The organism is Streptomyces sp. NPDC107559, from assembly GCF_055657365.1.
The window spans coordinates 1,101,207-1,116,719 of record NZ_JBVKBD010000002.1 but is presented as its reverse complement, the minus strand read 5'-3'; the positions used below and the strand labels follow the sequence as shown (position 1 = coordinate 1,116,719).

Genomic DNA, 15,513 nt, shown 5'->3' with positions numbered 1-15,513 from the left:
CGGAGCCTCGCGTCACTTGACGATGTTGCCGATCGTCGGGGCGGGCTCGCTCTTGTAGTTCGCCGGGCCGAAGTTCGCGTCGACGGCCTTCTGCCAGGAGCCGTCGCTGACCATCTTCTTCAGGGCGTCGTTGATCTTCTTGACGGTCGCGGTGTCGCCCTTCTTGACGCCGATGCCGTAGTTCTCGTTGCTCAGCTTCAGACCGGCGAGCTTGAACTTGCCCTTGTACTGGTCCTGGGAGGCGAAGCCGGCGAGGATCGAGTCGTCGGTGGTCACCGCGTCCACGGCACCGTTCTGGAGGGCGGCGATGCACTCCGAGTAGGAGCTCACCTCCTTGAGCTGCGCGTCCGGAGCGATCGTCTTCTGCACGTTCTGCGCCGAGGTCGAACCGGTCACGGAACACAGCTTCTTGCCGTTGAGGTCCGTGCCCTTGGAAATGGTCGAGTCGCTCTTGATCAGCAGATCCTGGTGGGCCAGCAGGTAGGGGCCGGCGAAGTCGACCTTCTGCTTGCGCTCGTCGTTGATGGAGTAGGTGGCCGCGATGAACTTCACGTCGCCGCGGGCGAGCGCGTTCTCACGGTCGGCGCTCTTGGTCTGGACCCACTCGATCTTGTCGGGCGTGTAGCCGAGTTCCTTGGCCACATAGGTCGCCACGTCGACGTCGAAGCCGGCGTACGTGCCGTCGGGCTTCTGCAGGCCCAGACCGGGCTGGTCGAACTTGATGCCGATCTTGATCTTGCCGCCGCCGGAGCCGGAGCTGCCGCTGTCGTTGTCCTTCTTGTCGCCACCACAGGCGGTGGCACTCAGCGCGAGGGCGAGTACGACGGCCGAGGCGGCGGTGACCTTGCGGAGCTTCATGGTGAACATCCTTCGGTGATGAGGGAAAGCGGGCCGTCAGGTGCGGGTGACGCGAGTCATCGGGGGCACGACGGGCGTGCCGGACGCGGTCAGTGGTGCAGGATCTTCGACAGGAAGTCCTTGGCGCGGTCGCTGCGCGGGTTGCTGAAGAACTGCTCGGGCACGGCCTGTTCGACGATGCGTCCGTCCGCCATGAAGACCACGCGGTCCGCGGCCGAGCGGGCGAAGCCCATCTCGTGGGTGACGACGATCATCGTCATGCCGTCCCGGGCGAGCTGCTGCATGACCTCCAGCACCTCGTTGATCATCTCCGGGTCGAGAGCCGACGTCGGCTCGTCGAAGAGCATGACCTTCGGGTCCATCGCCAGAGCCCGCGCGATGGCGACGCGCTGCTGCTGCCCGCCGGAGAGCTGCGCGGGGTACTTGTCGGCCTGCGCGCCCACACCGACCCGGTCCAGCAGTGCCCGCGCCTTCTCCTGGGCCTGCTGCTTGTTCGCCTTGCGGACCTTGATCTGGGCCAGCGTCACGTTCTCGAGCACGGTCTTGTGCGCGAAGAGATTGAAGGACTGGAAGACCATCCCGACGTCGGCACGCAACCGGGCCAGGTCCCGCCCCTCCTGGGGCAACGGCCTGCCGTCGATCGTGATCGTGCCCGAATCGACGGTCTCCAGCCGGTTGATGGTGCGGCACAGGGTGGACTTGCCGGACCCGGAGGGCCCGATGACCACGACGACCTCGCCGCGGGCGATCGTCAGATCGATGTCCTGGAGCACGTGCAACGCGCCGAAATGCTTGTTGACGCTCTTCAGGACGACCAGTTCGTCGGTCGCGGCCGCGTCCTCCTTGGCCACCGATACTTCGGTCATCGCTTCAAGGCTCCGTCCTCCTCGGTTTCGCAGGACAGTAGTGATGCCGCACGACCAGCGTCATTACATCTGAGGGGAATCTGAGCATCACGATCCGATAGCAATCGGACACGTGTCGTAGCAGTTGCGCCCGGGGCGCGTATCGGCCGGGTAACGGAACGTGCCCGGAGCCGGAACCCCCTTGACGCCGTTGTCGTCCATCAGCGTGACTGCCATGGTGCACACGCGCGTGCACGTGACCTATCCAACGACTTCGTACCGACGCCGTACGACCGATGAACCGGAGGGGGCGGGGGTGAGACTGCTCCTCGTCGAGGACGACAACCACGTCGCCGCCGCGCTGTCCGCGGTCCTGGCGCGGCACGGCTTCGAGGTCACGCATGCCCGCAGCGGGGAGGAGGCCCTCCAGGCGCTCGTCCCCGAAGGCCCCGGCTTCGGGGTGGTCCTGCTGGACCTGGGCCTGCCCGACCAGGACGGCTACGAGGTGTGCGGCAAGATCCGCAAGCGCACCGCCACGCCGGTGATCATGGTGACCGCCCGTGCCGACGTGCGCTCGCGCATCCACGGGCTCAACCTCGGTGCCGACGACTACGTGGTCAAGCCGTACGACACCGGTGAACTGCTCGCCCGTATCCACGCCGTCAGCCGGCGCACCGTGCCCGAGGACGCCTCCGGCGCCACCGACAGCGCGCTGCGCCTGGGGCCCGTAGTCATCGAACTGCCCACCCGCCAGGTCAGCGTGGACGGCTCGGTCGTCGCGCTGACCCGCAAGGAGTTCGACCTGCTCGCGCTGCTCGCCCAGCGCCCCGGTGTCGTCTTCCGTCGCGAGCAGATCATCAGCGAGGTCTGGCGCACCAGTTGGGAGGGGACCGGCCGCACCCTGGAGGTGCACGTGGCGTCCCTGCGCGCCAAACTGCGGCTGCCCGCCCTGATCGAGACGGTACGCGGCGTGGGCTACCGGCTCGTCGCCCCGGACGCCTAGCGGGGACGGCTTGCGCACCCGTCTGCTGCCGCTGCTCATCGTCCTGATGGCGGCCGTGCTGCTCGCTCTCGGAGTCCCGCTCGCCGCCAGCGTGGCCGCGGCCCAGCAGCAGAAGGTCGTCGTCGACCGTATCGACGACACGGCGCGCTTCGCCGCCCTCGCCCAGTTCGTCACCGAGGTGCCCGGCGGTTCGCGTACCACGAACCGGGACGAGCGCAAGGAGACGCTCAACGACGAACTCGCCAGCTACTACAAGGTCTACGGCATTCGTGCCGGGGTGTTCTACCGCACCGACACCCCCATGGCTCAGGCACCCGCCGACTGGTTCCTCCCGCCGGCGGGCGAGGTGCGGGAGGCCTTCGGCGAAGCGCTGCTCAGCCGCCGCAGCCACGACCCGGAGCAGGTCTGGCCCTGGCAGCGCCGTCATCTCGTGGTCGCGTCGCCGGTCATCCGGGACGGAGACGTCGTCGCGGTGGTGGTCACCGACTCGCCCACCGGGGCGATGCGGGCCCGGATCCTGCACGGCTGGCTGATCGTCGGCGCGGGCGAGATCGCCGCGATGCTGCTGGCCGTCGGCGCCGCCCTGCGGCTGACCGGCTGGGTCCTCAGACCGGTGCGGGTGCTGGACGCCACCACCCACGACATCGCCACCGGACGCCTGAAGTCCCGGGTCGCGGTGGGCGGTGGACCCCCGGAACTCAGAAGGCTGGCGCGCTCGTTCAACGAGATGGCGGACAACGTCGAGGACGTGCTGGAGCAGCAGCGCGCGTTCGTCGCCGACGCCTCGCACCAGTTGCGCAACCCGCTCGCGGCCCTGCTGCTGCGCATCGAACTGCTCGCCCTCGAACTGCCCGACGGCAACGAGGAGATCGCCTCCGTCCGCACCGAGGGCAAGCGCCTGGCGCAGGTCCTCGACGACCTGCTCGACCTGGCGCTCGCCGAGCACGCCGACGCGGACCTCACGCTCACCGACATCGGCGCGCTGGCCGCCGAGCGGGTCGCGGCCTGGGCACCGACCGCCGAGGCCAAGGGGGTACGGCTGGTGGGCAACTGCCCGCCCGTCACCGCCTGGGCCGACCCGATCACCCTGTCCAGCGCGCTGGACGCGGTGATGGACAACGCGGTGAAGTTCACGCCCGGGGACGAGACCGTCGAGGTGACCGTCGCCTCCCACGGCGCCACCTCGACCGTCGTCGTCACCGACAACGGCCCCGGACTCACCGAGGAGGAACTCGGCCGGGTCGGCGACCGCTTCTGGCGCAGCGGCCGGCACCAGAACGTCAAGGGATCCGGTCTCGGTCTGTCGATCTCCCGGGTCCTGCTGGCGGCCGGCGGCGGCACGATCTCCTACGGCCACAACGAGCCGCGCGGACTGCGGGTGACGGTGACGCTCCCGCGGGCGGAGCCTACGGCTTGACCGACCGGTAGTAGCGCCGGGCGCCCTCGTGCAGCCGGAGCGGATCGGTGTAGATCGCCGTGCGCAGGTCGACCAGCTGGGCCGAGTGGACGTGCGCGCCGATGCCGTCCCGGCTCTTGATCACGGTCCGGGTGACCCACTCGGTGAGCCGGGGGTCCATGTCCGCCCGGGTGATCAGCAGGTTGGACACCGCCATCGTCGGCACGACCGCTCCGTTCTGCACGGTCGGGTAGGCGGACTCCGGCATGTTGGTGGCGCGGTAGTACCGGGTGACGTCGCCCTTCCCGTGCAGCTTCGTCACGAGATCGGGCTCTATGGGCACGAACCGCAGGGAGAAGCCCTCGGCGAGCCTGCGCACACCGTCCGTCGGCAGGCCGCCGGACCAGAAGAAGGCGTCGATCCCACCGGACCTCAGCCGGTCGGGGGCGGTGCCTATGCCGTCGGGCTCGGGGGTGATGTCCTTGCGCGCGTCGATGCCGGCCGCCCCGAGCACCCGGTCGGCGATGAGCCGCACCCCGGACTCGGGCGGCCCGATGGCCACGCGCCTGCCCCTCAGGTCCGCCACGGAGTGGATGTCCGAGTCGCGCGGGACGACGAGCTGGACGTAGTCGTCGTAGAGGCGGGCGACCCCGCGCAGCCCGGCGGCTCCCTTGCCGCCGTTCGCTTCGTACGTCTCCACCGCGTCCGCCGCGGCGATGGTGAAGTCGGCCTGTCCGGAGGCCACGCGCGCGACGTTCTCCTGCGAGCCGTCGCTGGTCCGCAGCTTCACCGTCAGGTCGGGCATGTCCCGGTCCAGCTCGCTGCGCAGCAGCCGGCCGTACTCCTGGTAGACGCCGCTCGGGGTACCGGTGCTGAACGTGATCGTCCCGCCCGGCGGCTCCTCGCCGAGCGGCACCAGCCACCACAGCAGCAGCCCGAGCGCCACGAAACCGGCGGCCGCGCCCTGCAGGGTGCGGCGCCTGCCGATACGGGGGATCACCTTGGACATGGGCGCGATCCTGCCAGCACAGGCGCGGTGCTGGCCAGGGGCCGAGGGGACCGGCGGGTGCAATCGGGGCGGGGAACGGCCCGGCCGGGACTGTCGGTGGTGGTCGGTACAGTCGGGCGCATGAGCACCTCGCCCGCCGATCTGGTCCGTGAGTTCCACCTCGCCTTCGGGCTGGACGCCCGCAGCATCCCCACCCAGGTGTCCGAGCAGCTCGCCGCACACCGGGGCGAGCTGCTCGCGGAGGAGGCCGCCGAGGTGGCCGAGGTCTCGGTCGCGGGCCCGCTCGACAGCCTCGCCCACGAACTGGCCGACGTCGTCTACGTGGCGTACGGCACGGCCCTCGTCCACGGGATCGACCTCGACGCGGTGATCGCCGAGATCCATCGCTCCAACATGACCAAGCTGGGCCCCGACGGCCAGGTCGCCCGCCGCGCGGACGGCAAGGTCCTGAAGGGCGACCACTACGAGGCACCGGACGTGTCGGGCGTGCTGCGCCGCCAGGGATGGCTGCCCGACGGCGCCGTCTGAGACGCTCCGCTCCGGCCGGAGCCGTGCACCCGTCCCCGGGTGTCGGTCCCGGGGTGCCGGGCCCCGCGCATCCGGTCCCCGTGGGTCGGCCCCGGGGTGCCGGTCCCCGTGGGTCGGTCCCGCGCACCCGGTCCTGCCCGGGCTCAGTCGCCCACGGTCGTCCCGGTCCGCGCGCCGTCCTCCTCCGCCGTGCCCTCCGCCGCGCGCGCCGCTTCGTCCAGGGGCGGCCGTCGGGTCGCGCCGCGACGGCTCCACCAGGTCGCGAGCGGATCCGTGTAGCGCGCGGTGAGCGGGCCGAGGACGACGAGGAGAAGGACGTACGCCGTGGCCAGCGGCCCCAGGGACGGCTCGATGCCGGCCGTGACCGCCAGGCCCGCGATGACGATCGAGAACTCGCCGCGGGCCACCAGCGCTCCACCCGCCCGCCAGCGCCCCTTGACCGAGATGCCCGCGCGCCACGACGCCCAGTACCCGGTGGCGATCTTCGTCGCCGCGGTGACGACGGCGAGGACGAGGGCGGGCAGCAGGACCGGAGGGATACTCGCCGGATCCGTGTGCAGACCGAAGAAGACGAAGAAGACGGCGGCGAACAGGTCGCGCAACGGGCTCAGCAGCGTGTGCGCGCCCTCCGCGGCCTCCCCGGACAGCGCGATGCCGACCAGGAACGCGCCGACCGCCGCCGACACCTGGAGCTGCTGCGCCACGCCCGCCACCAGGATGGTCAGGCCCAGCACGACGAGCAGCAGCTTCTCCGGGTCGTCGCTGGAGACGAAGCGGGAGACGACCCGCCCGTAGCGGACCGCGACGAACAGCACCAGCCCGGCGGCCCCCAGCGCGACGGCCAGCGTGACGCTCCCGGCGGCCAGCCCCGCCCCGGCGACCAGCGCGGTGACGATGGGCAGGTACACCGCCATCGCCAGGTCCTCCAGCACCAGGACACTGAGGATCACCGGCGTCTCCCGGTTGCCGACCCGGCCGAGGTCGCCGAGCACCTTGGCGATCACCCCGGACGACGAGATCCAGGTGACCCCCGCCAGCACCACCGCGGCCACCGGGCCCCAGCCGAGCAGCAGGGCCGCCGCGGCGCCGGGCAGGGCGTTGAGGGCGCAGTCGACCAGCCCGGACGGGTAGTGGGCCTTGAGGTTGGAGACCAGATCGCTCGCCGAGTACTCCAGACCGAGCATCAGCAGCAGCAGGATGACGCCGATCTCGGCGCCGGTGGCGACGAACTCCTCGCTCGCGCCGAGCGGCAGCAGCCCGCCCTCACCGAAGGCGAGCCCGGCCAGCAGGTACAGCGGGATGGGCGAGATCCGGAAGCGGGCGGCCGCCCGGCCGAGCAGGCCGAGCGCGAGGATGATGGAACCGAACTCGATCAGCAGGACCGCTGAGTGCACGCTCACTCCCGTCCGAGGATCGCCGCCGCCGTGTCGACGCCCTCACGGGTGCCGATGACGATGAGGGTGTCGCCGCCCGCCAGCCGGAAGTCCGGCGTTGGGGACGGGGTGGCCCCGGAGCGCCGCAGCACCGCCACGATCGACGCGCCGGTCTCGGTCCGCATCCGGGTCTCGCCCAGCAGGCGCCCGTTCCAGTACGAGCCGGCCGCGATCTCGATGCGCTCGGCCACCAGGCCCAGGTCGGTGGTGTACAGCAGGTTCGGGCTGTGGTGGGACGGCTTCAGCGCGTCGATCAGGGTTCCCGCCTCCGCGCCGGTCAGCCGCAGCGAGTGGGCGCAGGAGTCCGGGTCGTCCGTCCGGTACATGTTCACCGTGCGGGTGCCGTCGCGGTGTGCCACCACGGACAGGTGGCGCTGTTCCCGCGTCACCAGGTCGTACTGGACCCCGATGCCCGGCAGCGGCGTCGCCCGGAGGCGTGGAGCAGACACGTTTCTTCCCCTTGCTGATCGTTCTTGTCGACCGTCCTGCCGACGGCAACGGACCTCGTCGAGGGTCCTGCCGACGGAAACGGACCTCGTCGCGGGTCCCGCCGGTCGCCCGGCGGACGGATCGTGCGCAGGACCCCGGAGCCGCCATGCTGCCATTCGCCCGTACGGTGGCGATATGGGTGTCATGACGGATGTACGGGGACGGCGCGGGGCGGAGAAGCTGGTAGGCCCTGGTGGTGGGAGCGGGTCGGCGGACATGGTGAGAGGCGGGTACCGGACCTTGTCGCTGTTCTGGCGGATCTTCTCGCTCAACGCCACGGGCCTGGCCGTGGCCGCCGCGCTGCTGCTGGGACCGGTCACCGTGTCGACCCCGGTGCTGCCGCGTGAGGCACTGGTCGTCGCCGTGGGGCTCGCGGCCCTCCTGGTGGGCAACGCCGCCGTGCTGCGGATCGGGCTCGCCCCGCTGCGCCGGCTCGGCAACGCGATGGCCACCGCCGACCTGCTGCGTCCGGGACCGCGTGCCCCTGTCGCCGGTCCCGCCGAGACCGCGGCGCTGATCACCACGTACAACACGATGCTCGACCGGCTGGAGCGCGAGCGCGCCACCAGCGCCGCGCGGGCGCTGTCCGCGCAGGAGCGCGAGCGCCGGCGCGTCGCCCGCGAGCTGCACGACGAGGTCGGCCAGACCCTGACCGCGGTCCTGCTCCAGCTCAAGCGGGTCGCCGACCGGGTGCCCGAGGAACTGCGCGCGGAGGTGGGACAGGCGCAGGAGGCGACCCGGGCGGGTCTCGACGAGGTCCGCCGCATCGCCCGCCGGCTGCGCCCCGGCGTGCTGGAGGAACTCGGCCTGGCCAGTGCCCTGCGCGCGCTCGCCGCCGAGTTCACCACGCCCGGGGTGACGGTGAGCCATCGGGTCGCCGGCGAGCTGCCCCCGCTGACCGAGGAGTCGGAGCTCGTGCTCTACCGGGTCGCCCAGGAAGGCCTCACCAACACCGTCCGGCACTCCGGTGCCGACCAGGCCGAGATCCGGCTGCACCCCGTCACGGACGGCGTCGAACTCCTCGTACGGGACAACGGCACGGGCCTGGTGGAAGGACGGGAGGGCGCCGGGATCCGCGGGATGCGCGAGAGGGCCCTGCTGATCGGCGCGACGCTGTCCCTGACACCCGCGCCCGGGCGCGGCACCGACATACGTCTGCGGGTCCCCCGATGAGCCGCCACGCCCCGACGCCCCCCACCCCTCCGACTCCTCCGACGCGGCCCGGCGCTCCGATCCGGGTGCTGCTCGCCGACGACCACACGCTCGTACGACGTGGCGTGCGCCTCATTCTGGAGAGCGAACCGGACCTCACGGTGGTCGCCGAGGCGGGCGACGGCGCCGAGGCGGTGGCCCGCGCCCGCGCAGGCGACATCGACCTGGCCGTCCTCGACATCGCGATGCCCCGGATGACCGGGCTCCAGGCTGCCCGCGAGCTCTCCCGCAGGCTGCCCGGCCTGCGCATCCTGATCCTGACGATGTACGACAACGAGGAGTACTTCTTCGAGACGCTCAGGGCCGGTGCCGTCGGCTACGTCCTGAAGTCCGTGGCCGACCGTGACCTGGTCGAGGCCTGCCGGGCGGCCGTACGCGACGAACCGTTCGTCTACCCGGGCGCGGAGCGGGCCCTCGTCCGCTCCTACCTGGAGCGGCTGCACCGCGGCGACGGCCTGCCCGAGCGGGTCGTCACCGACCGGGAGGAGGAGATCCTCAAGCTCGTCGCCGAGGGGCACACGTCGAAGGAGATCGGTGAACTGCTGTTCATCAGCGCGAAGACCGTCGAGCGCCATCGGGCCAACCTGCTGCACAAGCTGGGGATGCGCGACCGGCTGGAGCTCACCCGGTACGCGATCCGGGCGGGCCTCATCGACCCGTGACCGGCCCGTGGGGCTTCCCTGGCCCACACGCTGCCTCCGGGGGCGGCTGCCCCGGGAACACCCGGGCGGGGCCGCCGTCGGCACCGCCTACCCTGGAGGCATGACCAGCAGCAGCGACCGGAGCCTCGCAGTGGACGTCGAAGGAACCAAGAGTTACGAGATCCGCACCTACGGGTGCCAGATGAACGTCCACGACTCCGAGCGGTTGTCCGGGCTGCTCGAAGACGCCGGGTACGTGCGCGCCCCCGAGGGCTCGGACGGTGACGCGGACGTCGTCGTCTTCAACACCTGCGCCGTCCGCGAGAACGCCGACAACCGGCTCTACGGCAACCTCGGCCGCCTCGCGCCGATGAAGACGAAGCGCCCCGGCATGCAGATCGCCGTCGGCGGCTGTCTCGCGCAGAAGGACCGCGACACCATCGTGAAGAAGGCGCCCTGGGTGGACGTCGTCTTCGGCACGCACAACATCGGCAAGCTGCCCGTCCTGCTGGAGCGCGCCCGCGTGCAGGAGGAGGCGCAGGTCGAGATCGCCGAGTCGCTGGAGGCCTTCCCCTCCACGCTGCCGACCCGGCGCGAGAGCGCCTACGCGGCCTGGGTGTCGATCTCCGTCGGCTGCAACAACACCTGCACCTTCTGCATCGTCCCGGCGCTGCGCGGCAAGGAGAAGGACCGTCGCACCGGCGACATCCTCGCCGAGATCGAGGCCCTGGTCGGCGAGGGCGTCAGCGAGATCACCCTGCTCGGCCAGAACGTCAACGCGTACGGCTCGGACATCGGCGACCGCGAGGCCTTCAGCAAGCTGCTGCGGGCCTGCGGGAGCATCGAGGGCCTGGAGCGCGTCCGCTTCACCTCCCCGCACCCGCGTGACTTCACCGACGACGTCATCGCCGCCATGGCCGAGACCCCGAACGTGATGCCGCAGCTGCACATGCCGCTCCAGTCCGGCTCGGACCCGGTGCTGAAGGCGATGCGCCGCTCGTACCGGCAGGACCGTTACCTCGGCATCATCGAGAAGGTCCGTGCCGCCATCCCGCACGCCGCGATCACCACCGACATCATCGTGGGCTTCCCCGGCGAGACCGAGGAGGACTTCGAGCAGACGATGCACGTGGTGCGCGAGGCGCGGTTCGCGCAGGCGTTCACCTTCCAGTACTCCAAGCGTCCGGGCACCCCGGCCGCCACCATGGACGACCAGATCCCCAAGGAGGTCGTCCAGGCCCGCTACGAGCGTCTCGTCGCGCTCCAGGAGGAGATCTCCTGGGAGGAGAACAAGAAGCAGGTCGGCCGCACCCTCGAACTGATGGTCGCCGAGGGCGAGGGCCGCAAGGACGGTGCCACCCACCGTCTGTCCGGCCGCGCCCCCGACAACCGCCTGGTCCACTTCACCAAGCCGGACCGGGAGGTCCGCCCCGGTGACGTGGTCACGGTCGAGATCACGTACGCGGCCCCGCACCACCTCCTCGCCGAGGGGCCGACGCTCGACGTGCGGCGCACGCGCGCGGGCGACGCCTGGGAGAAGCGCAACGTCGAGAAAGCCGCGGCTCCGTCGGCCGGCGTCATGCTCGGACTGCCGAAGATCGGCGCGCCGGCGCCGCTTCCGGTGGCCACGGGCAGCGGCTGCGGCTGCGACTGACCGTAGGAGGGTTCAGCTCGCGCACGGCCGGCCGTGCGCGAAGGCCGGCCGACCGTGCGAAGGCAGGGCGGGCAGGTGCGAAGGCGGGGCGGCCGGGAAGCAGCGGGCGCGGAACGGTGCGGCCGGGTCCTGTGAGCGCTCGGCTACCCTGCGGATCATGCTCGTCGCCGCCGCAGTCTGCCCTGCCCCGCCCCTGCTCGTACCCGAGGTCGCCGCGGGCGCCGCGCCCGAACTGGACGCCGCCCGTGCCGCCTGCGTGGACGCGCTGGGACTGCTCGCCGCCGCCCGGCCGGACCGGCTCGTGGTCGTCGGACCCGCCGAACAGGCCGCGCGCGGCCCCTACCCGGAGGGCGCGCGGGGCTCGTTCCGCGGCTTCGGGGTGGATCTCGGCGTGACGCTGGGCCGCGACCTGGGAACGCCCGGCGAGCGCCCGCTGCCGCCCTCCCTCGCCGTGGCCGCGTGGCTGCTGGAGCGGACCGGCTGGTCGGACGCCCCGATCGAGGGACTCGGCGTCGGGGAGCCGCTGGCGGCCGAGCGGTGCGTCGAGGCGGGCCGGAACCTCGTCGCCGACGGGGAGCGGCTCGCGCTGCTCGTGATGGGCGACGGCAGCGCATGCCGGACGGTGAAGGCACCGGGCTATCTGGACGCACGGGCGGAGCCGTTCGACGCGGCGGCCGCGCGTGCCCTGGGGGCGGCGGACGTCGCCGCCGTCAAGGCGCTGGACGCCGACCTGGCGTACGAGCTCAAGGCTTCGGGCCGGGCTCCCTGGCAGGTCCTGGCCGGCGCCGCCGAGGACGCGAGACTCTCCGGCGCGCTGCTGTACGAGGACGCGCCGTACGGGGTGGGATACATGGTCGCCGCGTGGTCGTAGAGCGCTGACGGCCGCCGGGCCGGGCCCCCTCGTGCGGCGGACGGCCGCGAGCGCGCTGCGTCGCGGCCGTCCGCCGATCGTCGTGCCGTTCTGCCTCAGGAGGTCGGGGGAGGGGGCCCCGGCGGGGTGGCGGTGCTGCTGCCGCCCGCCTCCGGCTCCTTCTTGTGCGCGAGCCGGTCCATGGCGCCCTTGGCCTTGCCCGTGCCCGTCTGGATCTTGTCGCTGTACTTGCCCTTGGTCTTCTCGTCGACCACCTTCGCGGCCTTGTCCAGACCGTGCGTGATCTTGCCCCCGTGCTGGTGCGCGAGGTCGGAGACCTTGTCCTTCGCCGGGGCGATCTTGCCCATCAAACTGTCCTTCAGACCCATGGGGTCACCTTCCCTCGCGGCGCGGTTACCTACGGGCGCCCTCGCCCGCCGCACGGTCGGCCGCATCCTCGCCGGACGGCTGCTGCGGGATCTCGACGGGGTCGGCACCGGCGTCGGCGACGCCTTCGTCCCCGTTCGTCTCCGCGTCGACGACGTCCTGCACGGCCCCGACGGCGGTCCTCGGCCCCTTCGGCCCCGCGGTTCCGACGGGCGGCGCCACCTCGGGACCGGTCGCGGCCGCCTCGGCCGGCTCCTCGGCGGCCGCCGGCTCCCTGCCGGTCTCCTCGGTGGCCCGGCCCGCCTCCGCGGTCGTCGCCGTGACCTCTGCCGCGACCTCCGTCAGGGCCTCCTCCGCGACCTCCGTCAGGGCCTCCTCCGTGGCTTTCGACCTCCGAAGAAGACGGGCAAAAACACCCATATTCACTCCATACGTTACTCGCGCGGACGAAACGCCGCGTCGCCCGGCACGTCCGATCGCGCCGTCCGGGTTGGCGCCGCCCGGAACCGGTGGCCGGAGTCCCGCAACGGGCAACGACGCCGAACGGATGCCGTCACGTAACTCGTTCGAGGGCAGGCCGTGAGGTTTGCGAGACTGGTGCGGTGAGCAGCGCACCCCTCGCCCCCCGAGTCATCGCCGTCGTCGGACCGACCGCGGCCGGAAAGTCCGATCTGGGCGTCTTCCTGGCCCAGCAGCTCGGCGGCGAGGTCGTCAACGCCGACTCCATGCAGCTGTACGAGGGGATGGACATCGGTACCGCCAAGCTGACGCGGCAGGAGCGCGGCGGCGTCCCCCACCACCTCCTCGATGTCTGGGACGTGACCGTCACGGCCTCGGTCGCCGAGTACCAGCGGCTCGCCCGGGAGCGGATCGACGCGCTGCTCGCCGAGGGGCGCTGGCCGGTCCTGGTCGGCGGCTCCGGCCTGTACGTGCGCGGTGCCGTCGACAACCTGGAGTTCCCCGGCACCGACCCCGTGGTCAGGGCCCGCCTGGAGGAGGAGCTGACCCTGCGCGGCTCCGGCGCGCTGCACGCCCGGCTGGCCGCCGCCGATCCCGAGGCGGCCCAGGCGATCCTGCCCGGCAACGGGCGCCGTATCGTGCGGGCGCTGGAGGTGATCGAGATCACCGGCCAGCCCTTCACCGCCAACCTCCCCGGTCACGACTCCGTCTACGACACCGTGCAGATCGGCGTCGACGTGGCCCGTCCGGAGCTCGACGAGCGCATCGCGCGCCGGGTCGACCGGATGTGGGAGGCGGGGCTCGTGGACGAGGTCCGCGCGCTGGAGGCGCGCGGCCTGCGCGAGGGGCGTACGGCGTCACGTGCGCTCGGCTACCAGCAGGTGCTCGCCGCGCTCGCGGGGGAGTGCACGCACGACGAGGCGCGTACGGAGACCGTCCGTGCCACCAAACGCTTCGCGCGCCGTCAGGATTCATGGTTCAGGCGCGATCCGCGGGTGCACTGGTTGAGTGGGGCTGCGGCGGATCTCACAGAACTTCCCCGGCTTGCGATGGCGTTGGTCGAACGACCGGTTACAGCCTGATCACGTGATGGCATCGGGACGCCCAGGCCGTCATCCAGGCCTGTTGCGTCATGCCATCATCGAGCTTCGATCGACCAAGTGGAGTCCGAGTTGGGAGGGCGCGTGGCGATGGAGGCCGGCCCTCGCGACACCGCACGAGACACCGAGCCCGTCATCATCGACCGTGGTGATGCGGAGCAGGATGTGGATCGGCTGAGTCCCGACGGCCCCGACGAGATCCAGGGCGGTGTGACCGCCGACGGTCCCGAGCCCGAGGAGATGTTCGCGAGCGGGCCCGAGGTCGAGGTCGAGCTGCGTCCGCAGCGACGGCTGCGTATCTGGCAGCTCGCGCCCATCGTGGCCCTGGCCGCGACCGGCTCCCTGATGTTCGCCTTCCCGCTGGCCTTCGACTTCGGCGACAGCGGCGCGGTGATCGCCATGCTCGGCCTGCTGATCTGCTCCTGCGCGGCCGGCTGGGGCATGATGGCCGCGCTCCGGGTCGGACACACCTGGCCCGGACTGCCCGCCCGGGGCTCCGGACGCCGGCCCGACTGGCGGATGGTGCTCATGTACGTGGTGCTGGTCGCCGCGGTCGTGGCCCTCGCCGTCTGGCGCGTCGCCCGGCTGCGCTGACCCGCTGTCCCCGTCGGGCGGCCCTGCCGCCGCCGTCGGAGTGTCACGCCCACCCCGTACGATCGAGGGATGAGCTCGCGGATCGCCTTCCTCAAGGGTCACGGCACCGAGAACGACTTCGTGATCGTTCCGGACCCCGACAACGTGATCGACCTGCCCGCGGCCGCCGTGGCCGCCCTGTGCGACCGCCGCGCGGGCATCGGCGGCGACGGCCTGCTGCACGTGGTGCGCTCCGCCGCGCACCCTGAGGCCAGGGCGCTGGCGGACCGGGCGGAGTGGTTCATGGACTACCGCAACGGCGACGGCTCGACCGTCGAGATGTGCGGCAACGGCGTTCGGGTGTTCGCCCGGTACCTCCAGCACGCCGGCCTGGTCACCGAGGGCGACCTCGCGGTGGCCACGCGCGGGGGCGTGAAGACGGTGCACATCGCCAAGGCGGCGGCCGACGGCGGTCCGGCCGCGGGCGACATCACCGTCGGCATGGGCAAGGCGGTCCTCCCCGACGGGGACGTCACCGTGACCGTCGGCGAGCGCAGCTGGCCCGCGCGGAACGTGAACATGGGCAACCCGCACGCGGTCGCCTTCGTCGACGACCTTGCGCACGCCGGTGACCTGTACGCCCCGCCGCCGTTCCACCCCGCTTCCGCCTACCCGCACGGGGTGAACGTCGAGTTCGTGGCCGACCGCGGCCCGGGCCACGTGGCGATGCGCGTCCACGAGCGCGGTGTCGGCGAGACCCGCTCGTGCGGCACGGGCGCGTGCGCCGTCGCCGTGGCGGCCGCGCGCAGGGACGGCGCCGACCCGGCCGTGACCGGAACTCCGGCGACGTACACCGTCGACGTGCCCGGCGGACGGCTGCTGATCACCGAGCGGCCCGACGGAGAGATCGAGATGACCGGTCCCGCGGTGCTCGTCGCCGAGGGCGAGATCGACGCGGAGTGGCTGGAAAACGCGGTCAGCTGAGCAGGTGGCAGGCTTGGCATCCCAGTCACGGAACCCGTCGCGCGCGCGATGTGTCCACCTGAGCGACAGACGTGCGTACGAAAGCACGGCCG

Annotated in this window: 17 protein-coding genes; 10 read left to right on the top strand and 7 right to left on the bottom strand. The window is 72.0% G+C overall.

All coding sequences use genetic code 11. From position 1 onward, the window contains the following. Positions 1 to 12: 12 nt before the first annotated feature. The gene (locus ACZ7OY_RS11300) at positions 13 to 858 is read right to left on the bottom strand and encodes a glutamate ABC transporter substrate-binding protein (protein WP_471911147.1); all 846 of its coding nucleotides are present in this window, start codon (positions 856 to 858) and stop codon (positions 13 to 15) included. Positions 859 to 947: 89 nt separating this feature from the next. Continuing rightward, positions 948 to 1,724 carry an amino acid ABC transporter ATP-binding protein gene (locus ACZ7OY_RS11295; protein WP_471911146.1) on the bottom strand — a complete coding sequence of 259 codons (777 nt, stop codon included), beginning with the start codon at positions 1,722 to 1,724 and terminating at the stop codon, positions 948 to 950. Positions 1,725 to 2,019: 295 nt separating this feature from the next. On the opposite strand from ACZ7OY_RS11295, the gene ACZ7OY_RS11290 reads away from it, so the two are divergent. Then, positions 2,020 to 2,706, top strand: a complete 687-nt coding sequence (locus tag ACZ7OY_RS11290; protein WP_471911145.1) for a response regulator transcription factor — start codon at positions 2,020 to 2,022, stop codon at positions 2,704 to 2,706. A 10-nt stretch (positions 2,707 to 2,716) separates the two neighbouring features. Then, positions 2,717 to 4,123: a sensor histidine kinase gene (locus ACZ7OY_RS11285; protein WP_471911144.1), complete on the top strand. Its 1,407-nt coding sequence runs from the start codon at positions 2,717 to 2,719 to the stop codon at positions 4,121 to 4,123. Here ACZ7OY_RS11285 and ACZ7OY_RS11280 read toward each other — a convergent pair. Next, on the bottom strand, positions 4,113 to 5,111 hold the full coding sequence (locus ACZ7OY_RS11280) for a TAXI family TRAP transporter solute-binding subunit (protein ID WP_471911143.1): 999 nt from the start codon (positions 5,109 to 5,111) through the stop codon (positions 4,113 to 4,115). The genes ACZ7OY_RS11285 and ACZ7OY_RS11280 overlap by 11 nt on opposite strands. Before the next feature lie 120 nt (positions 5,112 to 5,231). On the opposite strand from ACZ7OY_RS11280, the gene ACZ7OY_RS11275 reads away from it, so the two are divergent. Beyond that, entirely contained in the window at positions 5,232 to 5,639 is a 408-nt protein-coding gene (locus ACZ7OY_RS11275) for a pyrophosphohydrolase domain-containing protein (RefSeq protein WP_471911142.1), read from the top strand. Between the two features lie 143 nt (positions 5,640 to 5,782). Here the strand turns inward: ACZ7OY_RS11275 and ACZ7OY_RS11270 are convergent, their stop codons facing one another. Both ACZ7OY_RS11270 and ACZ7OY_RS11265 read right to left on the bottom strand, forming a co-directional pair. Beyond that, on the bottom strand, positions 5,783 to 7,033 hold the full coding sequence (locus ACZ7OY_RS11270; protein WP_471911141.1) for a cation:proton antiporter: 1,251 nt from the start codon (positions 7,031 to 7,033) through the stop codon (positions 5,783 to 5,785). 2 nt (positions 7,034 to 7,035) lie between these two features. Continuing rightward, on the bottom strand, positions 7,036 to 7,521 hold the full coding sequence (locus ACZ7OY_RS11265; RefSeq protein ID WP_471911140.1) for a cation:proton antiporter regulatory subunit: 486 nt from the start codon (positions 7,519 to 7,521) through the stop codon (positions 7,036 to 7,038). A gap of 280 nt (positions 7,522 to 7,801) precedes the next feature. On the opposite strand from ACZ7OY_RS11265, the gene ACZ7OY_RS11260 reads away from it, so the two are divergent. From ACZ7OY_RS11260 to ACZ7OY_RS11245, 4 genes are all read left to right on the top strand, one after another. Further along, entirely contained in the window at positions 7,802 to 8,734 is a 933-nt protein-coding gene (locus ACZ7OY_RS11260) for a HAMP domain-containing sensor histidine kinase (protein ID WP_471911216.1), read from the top strand. Further along, complete coding sequence (locus ACZ7OY_RS11255) at positions 8,731 to 9,435, top strand: response regulator (protein ID WP_471911139.1); 705 nt, start codon at positions 8,731 to 8,733, stop codon at positions 9,433 to 9,435. Before ACZ7OY_RS11260 ends, ACZ7OY_RS11255 begins: the two co-directional genes overlap by 4 nt. Positions 9,436 to 9,535: 100 nt before the next feature. Then, positions 9,536 to 11,068 (top strand): tRNA (N6-isopentenyl adenosine(37)-C2)-methylthiotransferase MiaB, encoded by a 1,533-nt coding sequence (miaB, locus tag ACZ7OY_RS11250; protein ID WP_471911138.1) that lies wholly within the window; start codon positions 9,536 to 9,538, stop codon positions 11,066 to 11,068. 157 nt (positions 11,069 to 11,225) lie between these two features. Then, a complete protein-coding gene (locus tag ACZ7OY_RS11245) occupies positions 11,226 to 11,939 on the top strand; it encodes a class III extradiol dioxygenase subunit B-like domain-containing protein (protein WP_471911137.1) in 714 nt (237 codons plus the stop codon). A gap of 95 nt (positions 11,940 to 12,034) precedes the next feature. Here ACZ7OY_RS11245 and ACZ7OY_RS11240 read toward each other — a convergent pair whose 3' ends face one another. Both ACZ7OY_RS11240 and ACZ7OY_RS11235 read right to left on the bottom strand, forming a co-directional pair. Next, a complete protein-coding gene (locus ACZ7OY_RS11240) occupies positions 12,035 to 12,307 on the bottom strand; it encodes an antitoxin (protein ID WP_471911136.1) in 273 nt (90 codons plus the stop codon). Between the two features lie 25 nt (positions 12,308 to 12,332). Continuing rightward, entirely contained in the window at positions 12,333 to 12,725 is a 393-nt protein-coding gene (locus ACZ7OY_RS11235) for a hypothetical protein (protein WP_471911135.1), read from the bottom strand. A 182-nt stretch (positions 12,726 to 12,907) separates the two neighbouring features. Between ACZ7OY_RS11235 and miaA the strand changes: the two genes are divergently transcribed. The 3 genes from miaA (at position 12,908) to dapF (ending at position 15,421) form a co-directional block, all read left to right on the top strand. Continuing rightward, positions 12,908 to 13,846: a tRNA (adenosine(37)-N6)-dimethylallyltransferase MiaA gene (gene miaA, locus ACZ7OY_RS11230; RefSeq protein WP_471911134.1), complete on the top strand. Its 939-nt coding sequence runs from the start codon at positions 12,908 to 12,910 to the stop codon at positions 13,844 to 13,846. 108 nt (positions 13,847 to 13,954) lie between these two features. Next, a complete protein-coding gene (locus ACZ7OY_RS11225) occupies positions 13,955 to 14,458 on the top strand; it encodes a hypothetical protein (RefSeq protein WP_351612215.1) in 504 nt (167 codons plus the stop codon). A gap of 69 nt (positions 14,459 to 14,527) precedes the next feature. After that, entirely contained in the window at positions 14,528 to 15,421 is an 894-nt protein-coding gene (gene dapF / locus ACZ7OY_RS11220; protein ID WP_471911133.1) for a diaminopimelate epimerase, read from the top strand. Positions 15,422 to 15,513 lie beyond the last annotated feature (92 nt).

Bases quoted from the DNA above. Each gene is read 5' to 3' on its own strand.
- ACZ7OY_RS11300 (WP_471911147.1), bottom strand. From the start codon at position 858: ATGAAGCTCCGCAAGGTCACCGCCGCCTCGGCCGTCGTACTCGCCCTC.
- ACZ7OY_RS11295 (WP_471911146.1), bottom strand. From the start codon at position 1,724: ATGACCGAAGTATCGGTGGCCAAGGAGGACGCGGCCGCGACCGACGAA.
- ACZ7OY_RS11280 (WP_471911143.1), bottom strand. From the start codon at position 5,111: ATGTCCAAGGTGATCCCCCGTATCGGCAGGCGCCGCACCCTGCAGGGC.
- ACZ7OY_RS11275 (WP_471911142.1), top strand. From the start codon at position 5,232: ATGAGCACCTCGCCCGCCGATCTGGTCCGTGAGTTCCACCTCGCCTTC.
- ACZ7OY_RS11255 (WP_471911139.1), top strand. From the start codon at position 8,731: ATGAGCCGCCACGCCCCGACGCCCCCCACCCCTCCGACTCCTCCGACG.
- miaB (WP_471911138.1), top strand. From the start codon at position 9,536: ATGACCAGCAGCAGCGACCGGAGCCTCGCAGTGGACGTCGAAGGAACC.
- ACZ7OY_RS11245 (WP_471911137.1), top strand. From the start codon at position 11,226: ATGCTCGTCGCCGCCGCAGTCTGCCCTGCCCCGCCCCTGCTCGTACCC.
- ACZ7OY_RS11240 (WP_471911136.1), bottom strand. From the start codon at position 12,307: ATGGGTCTGAAGGACAGTTTGATGGGCAAGATCGCCCCGGCGAAGGAC.
- ACZ7OY_RS11235 (WP_471911135.1), bottom strand. From the start codon at position 12,725: ATGGGTGTTTTTGCCCGTCTTCTTCGGAGGTCGAAAGCCACGGAGGAG.
- ACZ7OY_RS11225 (WP_351612215.1), top strand. From the start codon at position 13,955: ATGGAGGCCGGCCCTCGCGACACCGCACGAGACACCGAGCCCGTCATC.
- dapF (WP_471911133.1), top strand. From the start codon at position 14,528: ATGAGCTCGCGGATCGCCTTCCTCAAGGGTCACGGCACCGAGAACGAC.